Below are 20,414 nucleotides of genomic sequence, written 5' to 3'. Positions count from 1 at the left end.
TTAAAATAGTTGTGTTAATCGATGCCAAAATTTAGCCAAGGCGTTATCGCCTTTTGCTTTTTGGCCAAGGTCCGTAATCCGTGCTAATTTATCTTTGGTTGACTCCACGGATTCTGGCTCGTCAAGTTTCATGGAATCCTCTTCTTCTAGGACGCGTTGAACACTTTTATTGGGTTCAATGCTTTCGTCTTTGTAGCGCATTTTTTTATTTGAATCAATCTCATAGGGGGTAAAAGCCCCACCGCCGTACATAACAAGTCCGATGGCTGTTGCGTGTCCTGGGTCTCGTAAGGTTTCAAACAAGCCTTCCATCTCCTTTGGCTTAGCGAGGCGAATGGGCATGTTGTCAAAAATAGCAGTAGCCAGCTCACGAATACCTTCGAGTTTTGTTAGTCCACCTGTAAGAACAATGCCCGCACCAATTTGGTCTTTAAACCCGCTATCTTCAAGGGTTTTAGCAAGAATCATGAGTGTCTCTTCGACCCGTGCGTAAATAACGTTAGAGATGATGTCAAGGGAAACTTCATGGGTAACATTTTCATCTCCCAAAACAGGAAGTTCAATGAGTTCACTTGAGCTTGCATGCAAGGTGCCGTAATTGATTTTGACATTTTCAGCAGCAGGAAGAGGCGTGTGCAAGGCCATGGAAAGGTCATTGGTGATGTTGGAAGAGCCTACGCCTAGAAAATCGTTATAGCGAATAGAGTTTCCTGAATGAATCACCATGTTACAAGAAGCCCCGCCCATATCAATGACAACAACGCCCAGTTCTTTTTCATCTTCGTTGACCGTCGCAATAGCCGAAGCGTACCCGCAAAGAACGATATTGTCGATGTCAACACCTGCGGACTTAACGGCTTTTCTGAGGTTGCTAAGGGAAGATTTTTGCGCGGTAATGATATGTACTTGCACCTCTAAACGCGAGCCGTTCATGCCCAAGGGGTCTTCGATATGCTCTTGTTCGTCAACTTTAAAATTGTACGGAAGTACATGAAGTTTTTCGTATTCATGGGGAATGTTGGCATTGTGGTCTGCCATTTGCATAGCACGGTTAATCTCACGAATGCCAATGTCGTGATTGGGCACATTAACCACCCCATTGCTATCAACACTTTTTGTGTACGCACCTGAGATGGAAACAATGACTTTATCATAATGGGTTCCCGCGACACGCTTGGCATCGCTGAGCGCCATTTTGATGGATTTTGAGGCTAGTTCGATATTGGTAATAACACCCTTTTTGAGTCCTTGTGCTTTGGATACGCCCGCACCTAGAACCTTCATGCCTACATCATCTTTTTCAGCGATGACAGCACAAATTTGAGAGGAGCCGATATCGATGCCCAAATACGTGGTACTCAAATTAGTTTCCTTTGTAAAAATATTCTATCTTGTAGCGCTTTTTGAGCGCTTCGGCAAGGGCTTGGTTTACTTCGTTGTTTTTCACTTGGTAAACATGCTCTTCTATTAGTTTGTTATACTGTTCTAACTTTGTTTGGTCAAGCAATTTTTGTTCCAAAATCTCGTAAACAACGGCTTTATCGTCAAGAACGACATAACCTTTTTTTTGGTTGTTATCAAACACACGTGAGAGAAACAAGCTACCTTCTTCTTCACTCAAGCCATTTATGTTCACAATACTGTCGCGCGTAACAAAACCAATAGACTCTCCAGTAAAGGAAGTTACAAGCTCTTTGGCTTTTTGGGTAAGCAGTTCTTGGGTTTTTTCAGTTTCAAAGGTTTCTCTGAGGAAGGGTTTTGCCTCTTCAAAGCTCATAGGCATGGGAGGATTGAGCGAAACAAGCTTGACAATCATGTAGCCTTCGTCTGTTGCAATGGGCTTTAAAACATCTCCAATGGTCGCTTCTTTGAGCAATTCAACTTCAAAGAAACTGTCGGATTCGTATAATGTCTCTGTTTTTTCCGCTTTAACTTCATCTTTTTTAAAGGCAAGGTAGGTGCTAAGGGCTTCTTTGCGCGCCATATCTAGCGCAACATCGTGGCGAAGCTCAGGAAGGGCATCCGCAAAGTCTTTTAGGCGCCCATCTTCGTAGCGGTAGTTGAATTTATTTTCTTCAAAAAACAGCTGCAACGCTTCGTCACTGGCTGTTTCAGTGGAGGCAGGCACAAAGATGGAGTCGATGGTGTAGCTTGTGGGGGTAAGAAAGTTGGACTTTTGAGGTTCCCAAAAAGCTCTTAAATTTTCATCGTTGGTTTGAATTTCGTTAGCGTTTAAGCGAAGTACTTGAACACTGAGTTTGTCTTGCATGAAAAGAGCAGAAGCAAAAAGTTCTTTTTCTTGCTCAGTGGGTTGCAGTGTGATGATGGCGTTGAGTTTTTCAAGAAGCACTTGTTTTTTCAAGCTCTCTTCATAGGCTTTAGCCGTAATGCCAGCATTTTGCAAGAGGCGGTAGTAGAGGTCTTTGTCAAAAGCACCGCTTGTGTGAAAGTTTTCATCTCGAAGCAACATCTCTTTGACATCGCTATCAAGGGTGACAAGGCCTAAATCTTCAGCGTAATTAAGCATCAAGGCTTCGTTGACAAGGTTTTCTAAGACAATCTTATCTAGGCCCATTTGTTCTGCACGTTCTTGGGTGAGTTGGCCATTGAAGAGGGTGTTGTAGTAAGAAAAATAGTTGTTATAGGCCATTTGAAATTCAGTGATAGTGATTTTTTTATTGCCTACTTTGGCAACAGAAGAGGAGCGGTCGGTGTTAAAATCATACGCACCCCATCCAACAAATCCAGCACCAACAAACGCTATGACGCTGACCCATATGGTAATAACGAGGTATTTTCTGTGACGCTGCATCCACGTGATCATTCTTTTCCTTTTTTTCGGTTAGCTTTCTTGAAACGTATGATTTTACTTCGTTTGTCTTTAAACGACCATAAAATCGGCACTTTTTTAAAATAATTAACAAACAAATCGTTGTTTGTTAGTGCTAAAAATTAAATGCGATGTTCATTGGCACGGTGAAGGAGTTTGCAACTGTTTTCAAGTACGGCAATATTTTTAGCAATCTGATGAATATCGCGTGCATAGGCGTACACGCCGTATCCTCGAATGACGACAATAGGGGTTTTTTGCTCTTTCATGTAGCGGTAAATTTCCACATCGGCACGTTCGTACCAATCTTCAAACTGCTTGGGGTCGTAAACGTGAATAGTGCCAAATTGCATTGCCCCAAAATAATCCTCTGGTATGATAATGCTGTGTGTGAGTGTGTATGCGGTGGTAAAAGGAGGCATGGCGTAACAAATATATTTTGCTTCGGAAATGTTTTTGTAGATGTTAAGGTGGATGTCTGCATCAATACTCGCATCGTTCCAGCGGTAATCTTTTTTGCTTGAGAGCTCAATCAAGTCCGAAGATTTTAACCCATCAAAAATAGCATCTTTTTTGTTGATGATAAAGCGGTTGTATTCTACGCGTGCAGAAATGGAGCCGTGATAGATGCCAAAAAAGTTTTTGCGGAACATGGAGAGTGAGATGTCTTTGAGTTGACCAGCAAGATACTCTTCAATCATTTTTAACCTTTTTAAATCTGTGTTTGGGTATTATACCACCACTTATGCCCTGAAAGGATTGGCTGTGAACATCCCCCATATACCCGTACTTCTCGAGGAAGTAACCCACGCTTTTTCTGCTCTTAAGGAAGGGGTGGTTGTGGATTGTACGTTGGGGTATGGCGGGCACAGCGAAGCGATTTTGGAGGCAAATCCCCGCATCACCCTTGTGGGATGTGACAAAGATGCGCAAGCAGTAGCCTTTGCGCAAAAACGCTTGGCGCGTTTTGGAGAGAGGGTTCGCATACTCCATGCCCCTTTTTCTACGGTTATTTCGCACATTGACCCTTTACATGTAAAGGGGATTTTGGCGGATATTGGAGTCTCTTCTCTTCAATTGGACAGACCTGAGCGTGGATTTGGATTTGAGTCAGATGTACTAGATATGCGCATGGATACAACCATGCCGCTGAGTGCTTATGAGGTAGTGAACACGTACACGCAAGCACAGCTTGAGGAGATATTGCGTGAGTATGGTGAGCTTCCCCAGTGGCGTGTGTTAGCGGAGAAAATCTGCAAGGCACGGGAGATTGGGCCCATTACGAGTGCTAAGGTGTTAGCGGAGATTGTTGGCCGAGGGCGAAGCCAAGGGCGAAAGGTTTCTCCTGCCACTTTGGTGTTCCAGGCGATTCGCATTGAGGTCAATGATGAGCTGGGCGAACTGGGAAAACTTTTACACTCTATCGAAACGGCAGGATTGAGTGATTGTGTGGTGGGTATCATTTCTTTTCATTCGCTAGAAGACCGCATCGTGAAGCAAACTTTTAAACTGTGGCAAAAAGAGTGTATTTGCAACCCCTTTGTGCCACGCTGTGAATGCGGTGGCAACCATTCCCTTGGAAAAATTCTCACAAAAAAACCCATTGAGCCAAGCCCCCAAGAAGTGCAGCGCAATCCTCGCTCACGCAGTTCAAAACTGCGCTTGTTTTTCATTGAACAAAAGAGGGCGCATGGGTGAGGGCCGCGAAGAGCTTCTTGGTGAATACGACAAAGAGCAAGAAAGGGAAAAAAACCTCGATTTTAAAACCTTGGCCCTTGTGTATTTGGCAATGCTTTTTTTCTTGGGCATTTTTCTTCCAAAAATCTACATTAAAAACGAAATTTATTACATCAGTCGCGATATTAGCGGATTGTACGGGCAGTATGAAATTTTGTTAGAAGAAAACAGAGAGTTGCGCCTTGGGATTGAGTCCATGCGCTTTAAAAATCAAGTGTTAGATGTGTTATCTTTGGAGTAGTTAGCTTTGGGGCGAGACGTTTACAAGGCGGTCTAGGACGTAGTGTTCCCACTCTTTCGTAGGCACTTCATTTTTTTTGAGCTCTAGGTAAATAGCTTCAACTTTTTCGCTGTATTTTTCATAGGAAAAGTGGGGAAAATGTATCTTCCATGCTTGTCTAATGAGACGCGAAGTCATTTCATCCCGCAACCAATCTTGAAAAAACTGAAAGCCCACAAAGACACAAGACGTGGCAAAAATGGTGCCAATAATCGAAATATGGAAATCAAGATTGACCAATACAACGTGGGTTACAGCGGTAATGGGCACAAGAACGATAGCGCATAAAATGGCGTAGATAATGTAGGCATTGCTAATGTTGGTGCGAAAGTTTAATACCGCTGGGTCTACGTGCATTCCTTCGTTATAAAGGGCATTGGCACGAAGTAAGTCGCGGTAAAGAATAGGCTGTCTGGAGAGGATAAACACGTACTCCAAAATTTTTTCTTTCAGTTGTTCAAACTTTTTCATAATGCCTCCATATTTCTGACGCGAGTGTACCATAGCAATGCTTATGGATTGACTAATTCGGGTCGGTACTCAAAATGAAACGTGTCAAAATGTTTCCATCTTCCGCCCCAAACAAACCCGTGCTTTTCAAAGATATGAACGATGGTTTCGGGGATTTGATTACGGTAGGCCCCTGTTTTGCTCCATTGCCAATAATCGCCTTTTTGCGTGTTGATATCAATAGCAATGCCATAACTGTGCGGGCTTAATCGGTTAGTTTTGGCGATGGTGCGGTAGTTATATGTCCCTGCGGGGTTGTCGACATAAGCTAAAAGTTCAGGAGGCAGGGTGTCTAGTGCATCAGAAACAGCCTGAAGGGCTTTGGCGGCTCCGTGGTCACCATGAAAACGTAAGGCTTGGTTGGCGTGGCTTGGAAGCCAGCGAACGGTAACAAGACGGGATTCTACTTCCTCTTTGGTGTGCCCATAAAGGGCTTTTAAAAACGCATCATTCCTCGCACGCCCTGGATCGGTGGCGGGGGTTTGAAGGGGAGTCAGGGTTGGGTAGGGCGCAAAAAAATGGTCTTTGATGCTAGGGTTTTCTAAAAGTGTCACCTCGTCTTTTTCCACACCGTCATCATACACAAGTTGTGTACCATCGTGAAACCAGAGGGTGTTGTCTGTGATGCGTGCAATAGCATCAGGATAAGCGCGCATTAAGCGCTCCTTGGGAGAAGTGGAGGCAATAAGCGTCATCCCTTCAAGACGAGAAAGCAGTGTATTTTTTGAGGCCACCAAAGGGTGATTGGCCCCTACATGTAAATCAGACACAATGGCTTTCCCAATGACGCCACGCCCTTCCACGCCCAAAAGAGAGGTTTTAATCCCCCATGCGTTGTGTATCACGATGGGCGTATCTTCAAGCGCGCCTGCATAGAGCATGATGTGACCTGGAAGGTAGAGGAGCGTTAAAAAAGGTTTTCCAAAGCGCGCAATCATGATTTCTTTTTCCTTGTTAGAAAGATGTTTGAGGGAGATGTAAGTGCCACTGTCTCTTTGGGCGGCAGAATTACGCGGTAGCCAAATGCCAAAAGAGGCAAAAAAATCCTTGGTCATGGCCGAACAATCCCGATGGTCAAAAAGCCCACCCCACCCATAGGGTTCCTCAATCAAGGTTTGTATGACGTGTGTAAGGCTCTGGGGGGTTAGGGGAAGCGGCCAAGGTTGGGTCTGCTTGGGGTTTAAATAAAGAGGCGTTACATGTAAATCTTTCTCGACCTTAAAGGCAGTGTGTTGGTCTAGTAGTGGCAACAAGGTCCCCAGTTTCGCGTAAGTTTCAAAGCGCGTCGAAACAAGGGGCGTGTGGTCTTGCAAAATCATAGTTTTGGGTGCGTGCAGGATTTTTTCTTGTAAGGATTGGTCAATGGGGGTAATTGCAGAAGAGGGAATCCACCCAAACGTAGAATCACTTAGCACAAAAGCCCATCCGCCATCTTTGGAATAATGGGAGAGTTTAAGGGGCGCCATAAGGGAAATGCGCGTATTTTGGTTGTAATCAAAAGGAAACCCTTCGCCCGCTTGGGCAAAGGAGCGAAAAAGAGGCAAGTGGGTTGGAAAGTTGCGCAAAGCACTGTTTTCTAGGGTGATGACGTTTTGGTTAAGAGAACCTAGTGCGTCAAAATTCGCCTCTTCATGCAAGGCGTCAAACCATGCTTGTGGTCTGGGTTGTTTGGTTTCGCCGTAGTAGCCTTTGGAGGGGAGGTAAACCCGCCAAGGCCACAGGGCTTCTTCTTTGGTGATACCTAGATTTTCTTGGGTCCATGGTATGAAAAATGCTTCTTCATACCAAACGCCTTGGGTGTGTGTGGGCGCAACGTCTTGCATGAGTTTGGGTAAGGCGTGAGTATAAGAAGGCGGGGTAAAAACAGGAGGAGAGAGCAAGGTGCAGCCTCCTAGAAAAACCCCTAAAAATACTATCGACAAGACACGCATGGCTCCCCTTTTGCTCTTTATTTGCGTATAATACCAAAATTAGCCTTCTTGCAAAACGTGTTTTAAAAGAAGGCAAAGCACCTTTGGTGCGCGAGCCCTGCGCTGAGGAGAACTTAGCGTTAGCGTAGTCTTTGGAGCATAGCTAAAAAGGCGTATCTAAAGTAAAACAACGGAGATGGTGTGCTTGAAACCCTCAAAGAAGAACTAAAAAATAACCATGTATTTCTCACAGGCGGCGGCGGCGTGGGTAAAAGTTACCTTACGTATGAGCTCATTCGCCATTATCGTACTGTGGGGCACAACGTGGTGGTTTTGGGCAGTACGGGCATTAGTGCTGTGCATGTGAACGGGCAAACGGCGCACAGTTTTTTTGCTTTTGGAATTGCTAACGAGAGCGAGACGATGTTGCGCAACGATAAGTACAACAAGCACCGCTTGAAAGAGTTGCGTGAGATTTTGGAGCGGTGTGAGCTTTTGATATTGGATGAGATTTCCATGGTGAGTGCTTCGGTGATGGAGATGATACGCTACCGCCTAGACCAGTTAAATTTTACAGGAAGACTGCTCTTTGTTGGGGATTTTTTTCAACTCCCGCCCGTTTCAAAACGCACAACTAACAGTTTGTTTGGTGATCCGTTGTATGCCTTTGAAAGCACAGCGTGGGAGGTGTTTGCGCCCAAAATACTCGTGCTAAACCAGCCTAAGCGCACAAGCAATCCGCACTTTTTTCACGTCTTAGGGCGGGTGCGCGAGGGGGATAATAGCGCGGAAGTGCTAGAATACTTAAGTGCGCTATCGGGCAATACCCACGCGTGGGAAAAAGACCCCACGGTGTTGTTTGGCCGAAACGCCGAGGCGGATGCCATGAATAGAGTAAAATTGCGTGAGCTTGATGCCCCGCTTGTCACCTTGCCTTCCAAAGAAACCTTGCACGATTTGGCCTTACATGTAAAGCGTTTGGAAGGGTGGAAAAAGAACCTTCCTGTGCAAGAAATTATGGAATTAAAAGTGGGAGCAAGGGTGCTTTTTTGTACCAATAAATGGGGCAAATACATGAATGGCGAGCATGGCATTGTGCGCGAAATCGAAGAAGATGCCATTTGGGTTGAGAAAAACGGAGCACTCGTAGAGGTAGAACGCCATGAGTTTGTGCTCAACGAACCGCACATGAATGGCGGAGATATCCAAGAAAAGCCCATGGCAAGCGTGTTGCAGTTTCCCTTGAAACTGGCTTATGCTATCACGATTCACAAAAGCCAAGGCATGAGCATCGAAACCTTGGTGTGTGACATTGACCATATTTTTGAGTCAAGCCAATTTTACGTGGCTATTAGTCGGGCAAAAGAGCCTAAGGATTTATTGTTGCGCTACACGCGAGGGGATTTACGTACCCATGTGGAGCGGTGCATTCGCGTGGATGAGCGGGTGAGGGCGTTTTATGCCTCAAATTCTAGCATGAGCTTGGATTAAAAAGGAAAACAATGAAATGGTTATTTTTGGGGTTACTCCCCTTGGGGTTATGGGCACAAACGTTGAACTTAGAGCAGTTTGAAAGCGATTTGTACAGTAAAAAAGGCAATTTTGAGACCTTGAAAGTAAGCGTGAGCTTGATGATTGAGGGGCGTTATGTGGAGGACGAGAGTTTTAAAGTCGTTGACGCGCTCAACGTGGTCATCGGCAGTTTTTTTGCAGAAGACTTGCTTACCTCCAAGGGAAAAGAGTCTTTGAAGCAAACCCTTAAAGAGTTTACTGCCAAAGAGCACGGGATAGACATCGACGCGGTCTATCTTCATGCGTTAAAATTGGTCAATGATCCCAAGGTAGACGAGATTGTGGCCGCGTTAAAGCGCGAAGGCTTGTGCCTTTCTCGCCCCTAGGCTATTGACGAATCCTGTCATAATGGGACGGAATGCTAGGAAGAAAGATATCCAAAGGCAGGGGGTGGTTTAAGACCACATCAAAAAGTTCAATGACCACTTTGTTTTCAAGGGCATCTGTGTAGGTGACAGTGTGGGGCAAAGCATCTTGAAAGGAGACCGTGTACGCCACGCCTTCATGCTCAATAATCCGCTGTTCTTGGGTAGCGGCTTCTTGTAAAAAAAGTGCTAAATTGTGGGTACTTTGCAAGGAAGTGTTAATGGCTTGTTCTAAATCTGGCTCAACAATTAAAACACTGGTATCGTCAAAATAAATCTGTTTTTCAATGGGTCGCGTGTAAGACCAAAGGGCCTGATTGTGTGCATTGGCATGAAGGGTGCCGTGGTAGGTGATGGCCGTTCCCTCAGGAGACGTAACCGTTTGTTTAAATGTGCTTGAAAGGGTTTCAAACGTGGCACCGTGGAGGGCCAATCCTAAAAATAATAACCAAAAAATGCGCATCTTTTCTCCTTTTGGCGCATTCTAGCAGGTTTTATCAAACGGAGAGGTAAAGTGTGTTACAATCGCCCCAAAAAATGTAAGGCAGCTTCATGTTTTTAAACTTCGCCCAAAAATTATTTGGGACTCAAAATGACCGAGAAATCAAACGTTATCAAAAACGCGCTGAGGCGATTAACGCCCTTGAGAGTCGCTACGAAGCATTGAGTGATGAGGCGCTAAAAGAAGCCTTTGAGACACTGAAAAAGAGTGTCAAAGAAGAGAATGCGACACTGGATTCTGTGTTAGTGGAGGTGTTTGCCATCGTGCGTGAAGTCAGTAAGCGTACGACGGGAATGCGGCATTTTGATGTGCAACTCATCGGTGGATTGGTGTTGCATGAGGGCAATATTGCTGAGATGAAAACAGGGGAAGGAAAAACCCTTGTGGCCACGCTTCCCGTAGTGCTTAATGCCATGACGGGCAAAGGGGTGCATGTTGTTACTGTAAATGACTACCTCGCCAAACGCGATGCTTTAGACATGGGGAAAATTTACGAGTTTTTGGGCTTAAGCGTAGGAGTGATTGTGGCAGGGTTGCACAATGATGCCGAGCGCAAGGCGCAGTATGAAGCCGACATTACGTATGGAACTAACAACGAATTTGGGTTTGATTATTTGCGCGACAACATGAAATACCACGCTAAAGATAAAGTCCAACGCAAGCACCATTACGTAATTGTGGATGAAGTGGATTCAATTTTGATTGATGAGGCGCGAACTCCTCTTATTATTTCTGGGCCGACTAACCGCACGTTAGACAGCTACAAACGCGCTAATGATGTCGCAAGAAAGCTTGTGCGTGGAGAACTTTCTGAGGAGGGGCAACCCGCACAGGGTGATTTTACGGTTGATGAAAAAAACCGTACCATTATGATGACTGAGGAAGGGATTACAAAAGCTGAAGAACTCTTTGGGGTAGACAACCTCTATAGCATGGAAAACGCTGTACTCTCCCACCACCTCGACCAAGCCCTGAAGGCCCAGTATTTGTTTGAAAAAGATGTGGACTATGTGGTGAAAGAAGATGAGGTTATTATCGTCGATGAATTTACGGGTCGCCTTAGCGAAGGGCGCCGTTTTAGCGAAGGCTTGCACCAAGCGCTTGAGGCAAAAGAGGGTGTGGCGATTCAAGAAGAGTCTCAAACGTTGGCAGACATTACTTTTCAAAACTATTTCCGTATGTATGAAAAACTTGCAGGTATGACAGGCACTGCTCAAACCGAAGCCACAGAATTTGCGCAAATTTACAAACTCGATGTTATCTCCATTCCGACAAACGTGACGGTAATACGTGAAGATAAAAATGACTTGATTTATAAAACAGAAAGGGAAAAGTTTGCCGCTGTTATCGAAGAAATCAAGCGGGCAAATGCCCTAGGACAGCCCGTGCTCGTAGGAACGGCTTCTATCGAAAAGAGTGAGTATCTGGATGGTTTATTAAAAAAAGAAAAAATAGCCCACTCCGTTTTAAATGCCAAAAATCACGAAAAAGAAGCACAGATTATCCAAAATGCGGGCATTAAAGGGGCTGTTACTATTGCGACTAACATGGCGGGTCGCGGGGTTGACATTAAGCTCACTGAAGAAGTGAAGGCCTTGGGCGGGTTGTATATCATTGCTACAGAGCGGCACGAGAGTAGACGGATTGACAATCAACTTCGCGGACGTGCGGGCCGTCAGGGTGATCCTGGACAAAGCAGATTTTACCTGAGCTTGGAAGACAACCTGTTGCGTATTTTTGGAAGTGACCGTATTAAGGCTATTATGGAACGGCTTGGGATTGAAGAGGGCGAGAGCATTGAGTCGCGCATGGTAACACGCGCAGTGGAAAATGCCCAAAAGAAAGTGGAAAACCTCCATTTTGAATCACGAAAGCACTTGCTTGAGTACGATGACGTGGCCAATCAACAGCGCAAGACCATTTACAATTTCCGCAACGATTTGCTTAATCCTGAATACAAAATTCAAGAAAAGATTGAAGAAATTCGTGCAGAGTATGTTGGGGGAGTACTGTTGCGTGCAGAGATTTTTGAAGGTGGACTCAAAGAAGAGTACGATGTGGAAAAATTGAGTGCTTTAGTGCAAAACGACATGGGATACACCTTGGACGTTGCGTTGCTAAAAGGGCTTGATTATGAGGGGTTAAAAACAGAAATTGAAGCCAAACTCAAAGAGAGCTACGAAGCAAAAATGGCCGTGGTAGACGCGGAACAACGCCATGAGATTGAGCGCATTTTATACCTTCAAGTGCTTGATAACGCATGGCGAGAGCATTTGTACCAGATGGACATTTTAAAAACAGGTATTGGCCTTCGCGGTTACAACCAAAAAGACCCTCTTACTGAATACAAAAAAGAGAGCTACAATCTTTTTATGGAGCTTGTAGAGCGGATTAAGTTTGAAAGCATTAAAACCTTGCAACGTATCCGTTTGCGTGATGAAAAGGCCGAAGAAGAGCGCGCCAAGATGGAGGAGATGATTCGACGCATGGAGGCGCAACAAAATGAAGGTGCGCGCTTGGAGCATGAATCGGTCTCTTCTGAAGCGGCAGTGGAAAAAAAGATTCCGCGTAACGATCCGTGCCCTTGCGGAAGCGGCAAAAAATACAAAATGTGTTGTGGAAAAAGTGGTCCAAAACGCGGCATTTTAGCCTAAGGATAAGGATTGAACCACGACATTAGGAGGTTTTTGGTTTCCAAATACCTCCGCTTTGACAAAAGCCAACCCTTTATCTCCATCAGTGCCTTTTTGGCCTTTTTGGGTGTGGCGATTGGCGTGATGGTCTTGCTTGTGGCTATGGCTATCATGAACGGTTTTGACAAAGAATTTCAACGTAAACTTTTTACCATGAATTACCCCCTCACGGTGACAACCTTTATGCCAGGAGGCGTACATGTAAAGGATGTGGAGGCGATTTTGGAAAAAATGCCTCATCTTAAGGCCAGTCCTTACATCTCCTCCCAGGTCATGTTGCGCCGCGGCCAAAAGCTTGAAGGTGCCCTTGTGTTTGGGGTGGACATGGAAAAAGAGAAGCAAATTAATTCCGTTGTTGCTGAGGGTCTTGGGGAAGTGGTGCTTGAAGAGTTTGAGCTTTTGGCAGGCAAAGGCATCGTGGACGAGTTTTTGTTGGAGGCTGATGAGCGGCTGATGGTGCTGTTTACGCACGCGGAACCTGGCGGGCTTGCTTTGATGCCAAAAATGAAACGTTTTACCCATAAAGCTACCTTTCAGTCGGGTCTTTTGGCGTACGATAAGACCTACATGTACACGCCAGTGGGCTCTCTTCAAAAGATACTTGGCTACACCGAGGGCACGTACGATGGGGTGCATTTGTACTCCAAGGACCCTTTTAAAGACATCGAAATACTCGCAGGGATTTTACCTTCTCACTTGCGTGCCATCGGGTGGTGGCAACAAAACGGAAACTTTTTTTCTGCCCTTGCTTTGGAAAAACGCGCGTTGTTTATTGTGCTGATGCTCATCATTTTGGTTGCTTCTTTAAATATCATTAGCTCTTTGCTTATGACCGTTATGAACCGCCGTCAAGAGATTGCGCTGTTGCTTTCCTTGGGGGTTTATAAGCGCGAAATCAAACACACTTTTTTTATCTTAGGCGTTGTAATTGGCGGGAGTGGGGTCTTGCTTGGGGTGTGTTTGGGTGGCCTTGGGATTTGGCTTTTGGGCTCTTTTGACATCATCAACCTTCCCGCAGACGTGTACGGTTCGGCGAGGCTTCCTTTGGAGCTTTCCATGCAAGATTTTTGGCTGATTGTGCTTGGGGCGAGCGGCGTGGTGGCTTTTTCGTCTTACTACCCTGCTAAAAAAGCAACAGAGGTTAATGTCTTAGAAACCCTACGCAACGAGTAAGCTAGAGTATTTTTTCTAAGGCCTCAAGGGGCAGAGGTTTGCTAAAAAGATACCCTTGAAAGACGTGACATCCTGCATTTTTCAAGAAGGTAAATTGCTCCTTGGTCTCCACTCCCTCGGCAACAACACGAAGACCAAGGTTTTTTGCCATTCCAATGATAGTGTGGATAATGATGCCCTCATCAGCCTGACCTTTGATGTCTTGGGTAAAGCTTTGGTCGATTTTGAGCTCATTAAGGGGAATCTTTTTGATGGCGCTTAGAGAAGAATACCCTGTTCCAAAATCATCAATCGAAAAGCGTATGCCCATGCTTTTTATCTGATGCATTTTAGTAACAATAGTATCCACATCCCCCATGAACATTGTCTCCGTGATTTCAAAAATCAATTTACCTTTGGGGCATTTGGTTGCTTCTAAAATCCTTGCTACGGTGGCGACAAAGTTTTCGCTTTGGAGCTGTTTGATGCTTAGATTAACCGCAATTGTTAAGGAAGATGTTTTTTCATCAAGCGACCAACGCGCCAGTTGAAGGCAGGCTGTCTTAATCACCCACGTGCCCAAGGGGATAATCAGTCCATTTTCCTCTGCCAGGGGGATGAACTCGGCAGGAGGAATGAACCCTTGTTCGGGATGATGCCAACGAATCAGGGCTTCAAGGGCAACAATTTTTTGTGTTGTATTGACCTTGGGTTGATAGTAAAGCTCTAAGGCATTCTTTTTAAGAGCGCGCTTTAAGTGCGTTTCGATAGAGACTTTGTGCTTAATAGCCTCTTGCATTTTTGGGTCATAAAAACGAATCGTGTTTCTTCCTGAATTTTTAGCCTCGTACATGGCAATCTCTGCTCGCTTAATCACATCGCCCGCTTCCCCCTTTCGGAAAATTACGGCACCGATGGACGAGGAGCATAAATGGGTTGTGTGCCCTAGGGAAATGGGTTGGTTGATGCTTGTTTTGAGGGTATACGCAAGAGATTCAACAAGGGAAATAGTTTGAGAAAGGTCTACATGTAAAGACTCCATGAGTACAATGAACTCATCCCCTCCAAAACGGCATAAAAAATCCCCTCGCGAGAGCATTCCTCCTAGCCGTCTGGAAAGCTCTTTTAAAAAAATATCCCCTTGATTGTGCCCTTCGGTATCGTTGAGTTCTTTAAAATGGTCAAGGTCAATCAATAAAAGTGCAGAATACTTGCACCCATCAAGATAATGGCAGGTAGTTCCGCAGTCTTGGCCTTTAGAACAAGCTTGTTTTAATCCAAAAAGGCGTTCGTTGAGCATGTTTTTATTGGGAAGATGGGTGAGCGGGTCGTAATTTCCAAGCCGATGAATTTCCTCTTCCGCCTCCTTGCGCTTGGTGATATCGGTTCCAAAAAGAACAACATAGGGCGCATCACGAAATAAAATGATTTGGAGCGTAAATTCAATGGAGATTTTTTTGATTTGGGTTTCTAGTGTGAGGGCATCGTGGTATTTTGCTTCTTTGAGAAGGTATGTGATTTTATTGGTAATGCATGTTGGAAAAATACTTTCGTAAGCACTTCCGAGCATCTTCTCTTTAGGAAGTTTGTAAAAGGAGGTGGCGGTTTGATTGACGTCCATTAAAAAGCCATCTTTTCCAAGAAAAATCATCTCTTTAGACTGATCCAAAAGAGCACGGAAACGTTCCAGTTCATCAAACTGTTCTTGCAAAGACGTGTAGTAGTGTTTTCGGATGGAGTGTTCCCCTAATCCAATAATCTTTTCCCTTAAGGATTCGGGTGTTTCAGAAAGCTTTTTCATAGATGCGTTCAATCTCTTGAAGGGTTGGGGCTACAGGGTTAGTAACGATACAAGCGTCCTTCGCTGCTGTTGCAGCAAGGGTTGGCAACAGGGTTGGTGCAAGGCCTGTTTTGCCTAGGGTTGCTACAAATCCTAAAGAAGTTTTAAAGTCACGAAGGGCGCTTAAAAGGTCTGTTTTGTTGCCAAGATTTTCCCCCATGGCTGCGCCAATGCGTTTGTATTTTTCTCCCGCATGGGGGTAATTAAACTCTACCACATGGTCCAATAAAATAGCATTGCAAAGCCCATGGGGCAAATCTGTTTGTCCTCCAAGGCTATGAGACATGGCATGTACTGCGCCCAAACTGGCGTTTGAAAAAGCAAGACCCGCCAAAAGACTTCCCATCATAATTGCACCCCTAGCTTCCATGTTTTCAGGGTTGGACACCATCTTGGGAAGGCTTTCAAAAAGGTATTCAATGGCTTGAAGGGCATACATGTCTGTAATGGTAGAAGCGGCATTGGAAACATACGCTTCAAAGGCATGGGTAAGCGCGTCAAGTCCTGTGTTGATAGATAAATCAAGCTCCATGCTCAGGGTTGTTTCAGGGTCGATGAGGGCGAGGTCTGGGACGATGGACTTGCTAATAATCGCCATTTTGACCTTCCTTGTTGAATCCACAACAATGGCAAATTGTGAAACATCAGCAGAGGTTCCTGCCGTAGTGGGAATGCAAATTAGCGGAGGAAGGGGGCGAACAATCTGGTCTACTCCTTCAAAGGCGTTAATGGTGCCACCGTTGGCGACAACAATACCAATTGCCTTTGCGCAATCCATAGGGCTTCCACCTCCTAGTGCAATAATCCCATCGCAATGGTTTGCCCAGTAGCAAGCAACGCCACTGGCAACATTAAAATCACGAGGATTGGGCACAACGTCGTCAAAAACAACGTAGTCAATACGTGCGGCTTCTAAAGAGATAACAACTTCTTTAAACCACGGAGTTTTGCGGACAGTAGGGCCAGTAACCAAAAGAGGGTGACGCATGCCAAGATTGCGCGCGTAAGATCCAGCAAGTTTTCTTGCACCCGTGCCAAAGATAAATTCAGGTGTCACGCATTTGCGCAAAGAAAGTTCGATAGGTTTCATGGGCCCGCCTCCACATGTTGCACGGTTCGAAATTTTTAAGAGTGTGTCACCAAAAGAGCTTTTACTTCAAAGCCATGGGTTTCTTCTATTCTTTCAAACAAAGAGCGCATGAGCGCTTTGGCGTTTTTGCCATCTTCTGGGTAGCTGACAATTGCGTCGTGTGGGGGTTGGCTAAGAAACTCTTGAATGCCTGCTAGGAGTTCTGTGGCGCCGTTCCAATCTGTACCGGGGAGCAAGATGATAAAATCTGTTTTGTCCTGAAACAAGGCATCAGTTTTACGAAGGATATTTTGGAGTATTTTGGCGTAGTCGATTTTTGGGTCGTTCGCCAAGGAAAAATAGACAAGAGAAAAAGGTTCTTCGTCTATTAAGTTAAACCTTTCCAAAAGGGCGATGTGGTGTTCAAGAAGAGAGTGGATATCTTGCTTTTCAAAGACGACGCTTGGCATGGAACCACCTTTGTAAGAGAGTTGTGGGTTTATTGTACACTATTTTCAATCAATGCTTCGAGTTTTTCAAAATAAAACACGTTGTAGCCATTTTGATGGCGATAAGTAAGGGAAAGGGCGTGTGCTTTAATGATATTATCAACAATATAAAGCCCCAGTCCCAAGCTTTTTATGCTGTTGGCTCCTTGTACAAAAGGTTCAAGGTAGTGCTCAAAGGGATGCTCAAGAGGGTCTCCTAGGCTAATAAAACGGATACTGCTGCTATCGGCCACAACCTTGACGCGTTTTTCTTTGGAGTATTTGATGCCATTGTCAATCATGTTTTTTAGCGCAATGGAGAAGAGTTTGAAGTCTACATGTAAGATGATTTCTTCTGAGATATTGCGTTGTACGCTTTGGGATTCTACCATAGCCAAATCCACAGCCTCGTCAATCAAATCCACCAAACGGTAGCCTTTGACGTCACTTAGGCCTATGCCTGACGTGATGCGCTCAATGGAAGCAAACTCATTAATGAGGGTTTCGAGTTTTTCAAAAACGGTAATGAGCCGCGTTTTATACTTTTCTTGGGTAACCATCTCCGCGGTAATTCTTCCTTTGGTGATGGGCGTTTTGAGTTCATGCATGATGTTGCGCAAGAAAAGCTGGCGGGATTGGTTGAGAGCCTTGATTTGGCCTACAGCATTGTAAAAAGCAAGGGCAACTTCGGAGATTTCATCGCTTCCTGTGCTGTTACATGTAACCTCTTCCAAATCCCCTCTAGCGAACTTATCGATTTCTTGTTTGAGCTTTCGGAGGGGTTTGAGCTTGCGAATAGTGAAGATATAGGTGGCGAGCAAAATCAAAAAGACACTGGCGAAGATGATGCGAATCACGTCGTAGCGGTAAGGTTGGTAGTCGTCGTCTTTTAACAATAAGATGGTGCCATTGTGGGCGATTTTGAGGTAATGGTTTTTATTGTAAATCAGGATGGAGCTGTTGCCAATCTTGGCTTGGATTTCTTCGATAACTTGCGCGTTTTCGATGATATTTTGCTTTTCTTCTGCGTCACTAATCTCGGTCATTTTGAAGTCATTTACCTGTGCGTCAAGCTCTTCGTTGGTGATAAAATTATTCAGATGAAACAAGGTGGCTCTTGCGACGATGGAATATTTGGTATTGAGTTCACTGGTATAGTTTTGCTTGTCGTACTCCATGAGCCACAAGAAAGCCAAAAAAATACTTGCCGTGGAGAGAAAAAAGATAAAGGTAATGCTGTAGAAAATGGAAGAGCGAATCATTTGAGAAATTTATACCCAACGCCGCGTACTGCGTGGATATGCTTGGGAGATTTTGGATTTTCACCCAGTTTTTGGCGGATTCTTCCGATGATAACATCGATGCTTTTGTTGGTGGTTTCTTCATTGATGGCTTCGCAGTTGTAGATGAGCTCTTCGCGCGAAACTACGCCGCCTTCTTTTTTCATCAAATAACTCAAAATCCCATACTCGGCTGCGGTGAGGTGCAAGGGCACACCCTTAAAGGCAATATTCATTTGGTACTCATCAAGTACGAGGTCGCAAACGCTCTCTTGCGGGGCTTGCATGAGGGTGTGTCGCCTGAGGTGACTCTTGATGCGCGCTTCGAGTTCTCGGGGATTGTAAGGTTTAGGAAGGTAATCATCCGCACCGTTTTCAAGAGCAGTGACCTTGTCGGTAATGTCATGCCTGGCTGAAGAGATGATGATGGGAATAGCATGTTTTTTGCGGATCTCTTTGCACACATGAAGCCCGTCGATGCCTGGAAGCGTGAGGTCTAGGATAAGCAGGTCAAATTTGCCTGTATCAAGGGTGGAAATGCCAAGATAGGGATCGTGGGCAGTGGTGACTTTGATGTCAAATTGTTCGAGGTATTCGGTGAGGATTTCGGCAAGTTCAAAGTCATCTTCAATCATCAAAATCTGCGTCATGCCACTCCTTTGGTTGGGGTGAATTATAGCACAAAAGGGGCGCGCCAAGGCATGGCTTGGCGCAAAAGCTATCTTAGCGTACTAAGATGGGTGAGATGTAACCGCCACGGCTTACTAGCACACGAATTCTGTCGCGCTTGGTTTCTTTCATGGCTTTGGTAAACTCTTCAAGGCTTGCAACGGTGGTTTGTTCTACTTGAACAATCACATCCCCTTGGCGAAAGCCAAATTTTTGAGCGTCTGAGTTTTCTTCAACTTCAACAACCAAAACACCCTCAATGGTTCGAGGAACGCGGAATCGGTAGCGGCTTTCTTCGTCTAGCGCTCCTAAAGAGAGCCCTTTAATACCAGAGCTTTTTACTCCAGCTGCTTCTTTTTCGGCGGCATCCATATTGCCAAGGGTGACATTGGTGGTAAGGACTTTATTGTCGCGCTCTAGGGTGATGCGCGCTTTTTCTCCAGGAAGTAAAGCGCCTACGGTATTTTTTAAATCATTGGCATTCTTAATAGGGGTGCTGTTGATTTGGGTAATGAGGTCTAAGCGTTTAATCTTGGCCTCATCGGCTGGGCCGCCTGCTTCAACCCCTAAAACCAATGCGCCTTCTTTGTGGGTGTAGACCTCTTTGAGGTCGCTAGTAAGGTCACCGATGGAAACCCCCATGTAGCCCCGTTCGATTTTTCCTGTTTCAATCAGTGCTTTGGCGATGGTTTTAGCCATGTTTGAAGGAATGGCAAAGCCAACACCGCTGTTGCTTCCACTGCGAGAGAGAATGGCGGTGTTAATGCCCACAAGCGCTCCACGGCTATCCACCAAGGCGCCACCTGAGTTTCCAGGATTAATGGAAGCGTCGGTTTGGATAAAATCTTCGTAACGGTTAAGGCCAATCCCTGTTTTATTAAGGGCGGAAACGATGCCTTGGGTAATGGTGCCACCCACGCCAAAAGGGTTGCCAATAGCAAAGACCACATCGCCCTCTAGCAGAGCAGAAGAATCTCCCATTTTAATGGCCTGCAAGTCTTTGGCGTCAATTTTAATCACGGCAAGGTCGCTTTTGGGGTCTAATCCTATAATCTTGGCTTTAAATTCTTTGCTGTTGTCGATAAGCGAGACGACGATTTCATCGGCACCTTCAACAACATGGTTGTTGGTGATGATGTAGCCATCATTTGAGACAATCACCCCTGAACCCAAAGAGCTGGCTTTGCGTTCTTGCTGGGGAATTTGAAAACCTTGACCAAAGAACTCTCTAAAAAAGGGATGGTTGAACATGTCTTGGATTTGATCATTTTGCTGGACGGTTTTGGTAGTAGCAATATTAACAACACTGTTCTTGGCGTCTTTGATGGCCTCGTGATAAGAAAGAATGGTTTCGCCAGAAGAAGGTGCGACGCGTTTGGTGGCAGGAGGTGCATCGTTAAAGGCGATAGAACCACTTCCATAAAGAAGAGAAACCCCTAGTATGAGGGCTAAAAAAAGTTGTTTCATCGGCATGTCCTTTACATGTAAGGTAGATTAGATTTCTTTCACAACCCATA

18 protein-coding genes are annotated in these 20,414 nt (G+C 45.1%); 6 read left to right on the top strand and 12 right to left on the bottom strand.

Annotation, left to right across the window (positions count from 1 at the left end; translation table 11 throughout):
• The 3 genes from ftsA to AC5SLM_RS01160 all read right to left on the bottom strand — a co-directional run bounded on the left by ftsA (nucleotide 1) and on the right by AC5SLM_RS01160 (nucleotide 3,531).
• On the bottom strand, nucleotides 1-1,362 hold the full coding sequence (gene ftsA / locus AC5SLM_RS01170; RefSeq protein WP_495249091.1) for a cell division protein FtsA: 1,362 nt from the start codon (nucleotides 1,360-1,362) through the stop codon (nucleotides 1-3).
• A gap of 1 nt (nucleotide 1,363) precedes the next feature.
• Nucleotides 1,364-2,824: a peptidylprolyl isomerase gene (locus AC5SLM_RS01165; RefSeq protein ID WP_495249090.1), complete on the bottom strand. Its 1,461-nt coding sequence runs from the start codon at nucleotides 2,822-2,824 to the stop codon at nucleotides 1,364-1,366.
• Nucleotides 2,825-2,952: 128 nt separating this feature from the next.
• A complete protein-coding gene (locus AC5SLM_RS01160) occupies nucleotides 2,953-3,531 on the bottom strand; it encodes a class II aldolase and adducin N-terminal domain-containing protein (protein WP_495249089.1) in 579 nt (192 codons plus the stop codon).
• Nucleotides 3,532-3,595: 64 nt separating this feature from the next.
• Here AC5SLM_RS01160 and rsmH point away from each other — a divergent pair, with 64 nt between their 5' ends.
• Together rsmH and AC5SLM_RS01150 are read left to right on the top strand one after the other, a co-directional pair.
• Nucleotides 3,596-4,528: a 16S rRNA (cytosine(1402)-N(4))-methyltransferase RsmH gene (gene rsmH / locus AC5SLM_RS01155; RefSeq protein ID WP_495249088.1), complete on the top strand. Its 933-nt coding sequence runs from the start codon at nucleotides 3,596-3,598 to the stop codon at nucleotides 4,526-4,528.
• Complete coding sequence (locus AC5SLM_RS01150) at nucleotides 4,521-4,808, top strand: hypothetical protein (RefSeq protein ID WP_495249087.1); 288 nt, start codon at nucleotides 4,521-4,523, stop codon at nucleotides 4,806-4,808. The genes rsmH and AC5SLM_RS01150 overlap by 8 nt, the downstream gene beginning before the upstream one ends.
• On the opposite strand, the gene AC5SLM_RS01145 is transcribed toward AC5SLM_RS01150, so the two are convergent.
• Both AC5SLM_RS01145 and AC5SLM_RS01140 read right to left on the bottom strand, forming a co-directional pair.
• Nucleotides 4,809-5,318 (bottom strand): hypothetical protein, encoded by a 510-nt coding sequence (locus tag AC5SLM_RS01145; protein WP_495249086.1) that lies wholly within the window; start codon nucleotides 5,316-5,318, stop codon nucleotides 4,809-4,811.
• 41 nt (nucleotides 5,319-5,359) lie between these two features.
• A complete protein-coding gene (locus tag AC5SLM_RS01140) occupies nucleotides 5,360-7,288 on the bottom strand; it encodes a M15 family metallopeptidase (RefSeq protein ID WP_495249085.1) in 1,929 nt (642 codons plus the stop codon).
• A 180-nt stretch (nucleotides 7,289-7,468) separates the two neighbouring features.
• Here AC5SLM_RS01140 and AC5SLM_RS01135 point away from each other — a divergent pair, with 180 nt between their 5' ends.
• Together AC5SLM_RS01135 and AC5SLM_RS01130 are read left to right on the top strand one after the other, a co-directional pair.
• Nucleotides 7,469-8,758: an ATP-dependent DNA helicase gene (locus tag AC5SLM_RS01135; protein WP_495249084.1), complete on the top strand. Its 1,290-nt coding sequence runs from the start codon at nucleotides 7,469-7,471 to the stop codon at nucleotides 8,756-8,758.
• Between the two features lie 11 nt (nucleotides 8,759-8,769).
• Nucleotides 8,770-9,165: a flagellar basal body-associated FliL family protein gene (locus AC5SLM_RS01130; protein WP_495249083.1), complete on the top strand. Its 396-nt coding sequence runs from the start codon at nucleotides 8,770-8,772 to the stop codon at nucleotides 9,163-9,165.
• Nucleotide 9,166: 1 nt separating this feature from the next.
• On the opposite strand, the gene lolA is transcribed toward AC5SLM_RS01130, so the two are convergent.
• Nucleotides 9,167-9,667, bottom strand: coding sequence for a LolA-like outer membrane lipoprotein chaperone (lolA, locus tag AC5SLM_RS01125; RefSeq protein ID WP_495249082.1), 501 nt, complete (start codon nucleotides 9,665-9,667; stop codon nucleotides 9,167-9,169).
• Nucleotides 9,668-9,756: 89 nt separating this feature from the next.
• On the opposite strand from lolA, the gene secA reads away from it, so the two are divergent.
• Nucleotides 9,757-12,360 (top strand): preprotein translocase subunit SecA, encoded by a 2,604-nt coding sequence (gene secA / locus AC5SLM_RS01120; RefSeq protein WP_495249081.1) that lies wholly within the window; start codon nucleotides 9,757-9,759, stop codon nucleotides 12,358-12,360.
• A gap of 9 nt (nucleotides 12,361-12,369) precedes the next feature.
• Nucleotides 12,370-13,572, top strand: a complete 1,203-nt coding sequence (locus AC5SLM_RS01115; protein ID WP_495249080.1) for an ABC transporter permease — start codon at nucleotides 12,370-12,372, stop codon at nucleotides 13,570-13,572.
• 1 nt (nucleotide 13,573) lies between these two features.
• On the opposite strand, the gene AC5SLM_RS01110 is transcribed toward AC5SLM_RS01115, so the two are convergent.
• The 6 genes from AC5SLM_RS01110 to AC5SLM_RS01085 form a co-directional block, all read right to left on the bottom strand.
• On the bottom strand, nucleotides 13,574-15,352 hold the full coding sequence (locus AC5SLM_RS01110) for a sensor domain-containing protein (protein WP_495249079.1): 1,779 nt from the start codon (nucleotides 15,350-15,352) through the stop codon (nucleotides 13,574-13,576).
• Nucleotides 15,336-16,481 carry an alcohol dehydrogenase-like regulatory protein ErcA gene (gene ercA / locus AC5SLM_RS01105; protein WP_495249078.1) on the bottom strand — a complete coding sequence of 382 codons (1,146 nt, stop codon included), beginning with the start codon at nucleotides 16,479-16,481 and terminating at the stop codon, nucleotides 15,336-15,338. Before ercA ends, AC5SLM_RS01110 begins: the two co-directional genes overlap by 17 nt.
• A 35-nt stretch (nucleotides 16,482-16,516) precedes the next feature.
• A complete protein-coding gene (locus AC5SLM_RS01100) occupies nucleotides 16,517-16,930 on the bottom strand; it encodes a hypothetical protein (RefSeq protein WP_495249077.1) in 414 nt (137 codons plus the stop codon).
• 29 nt (nucleotides 16,931-16,959) lie between these two features.
• Nucleotides 16,960-18,210 (bottom strand): ArsS family sensor histidine kinase, encoded by a 1,251-nt coding sequence (locus AC5SLM_RS01095; protein ID WP_495249076.1) that lies wholly within the window; start codon nucleotides 18,208-18,210, stop codon nucleotides 16,960-16,962.
• Entirely contained in the window at nucleotides 18,207-18,878 is a 672-nt protein-coding gene (locus tag AC5SLM_RS01090) for a response regulator transcription factor (RefSeq protein ID WP_495249075.1), read from the bottom strand. Before AC5SLM_RS01090 ends, AC5SLM_RS01095 begins: the two co-directional genes overlap by 4 nt.
• A gap of 73 nt (nucleotides 18,879-18,951) precedes the next feature.
• Complete coding sequence (locus AC5SLM_RS01085) at nucleotides 18,952-20,364, bottom strand: Do family serine endopeptidase (protein ID WP_495249074.1); 1,413 nt, start codon at nucleotides 20,362-20,364, stop codon at nucleotides 18,952-18,954.
• Nucleotides 20,365-20,414: the final 50 nt, after the last annotated feature.

The organism is Sulfurospirillum sp. HTRB-L1, assembly GCF_059415125.1.
Note: the sequence above shows the minus strand (reverse complement) of the source record. Positions and strands in the feature narration are given on the sequence as shown.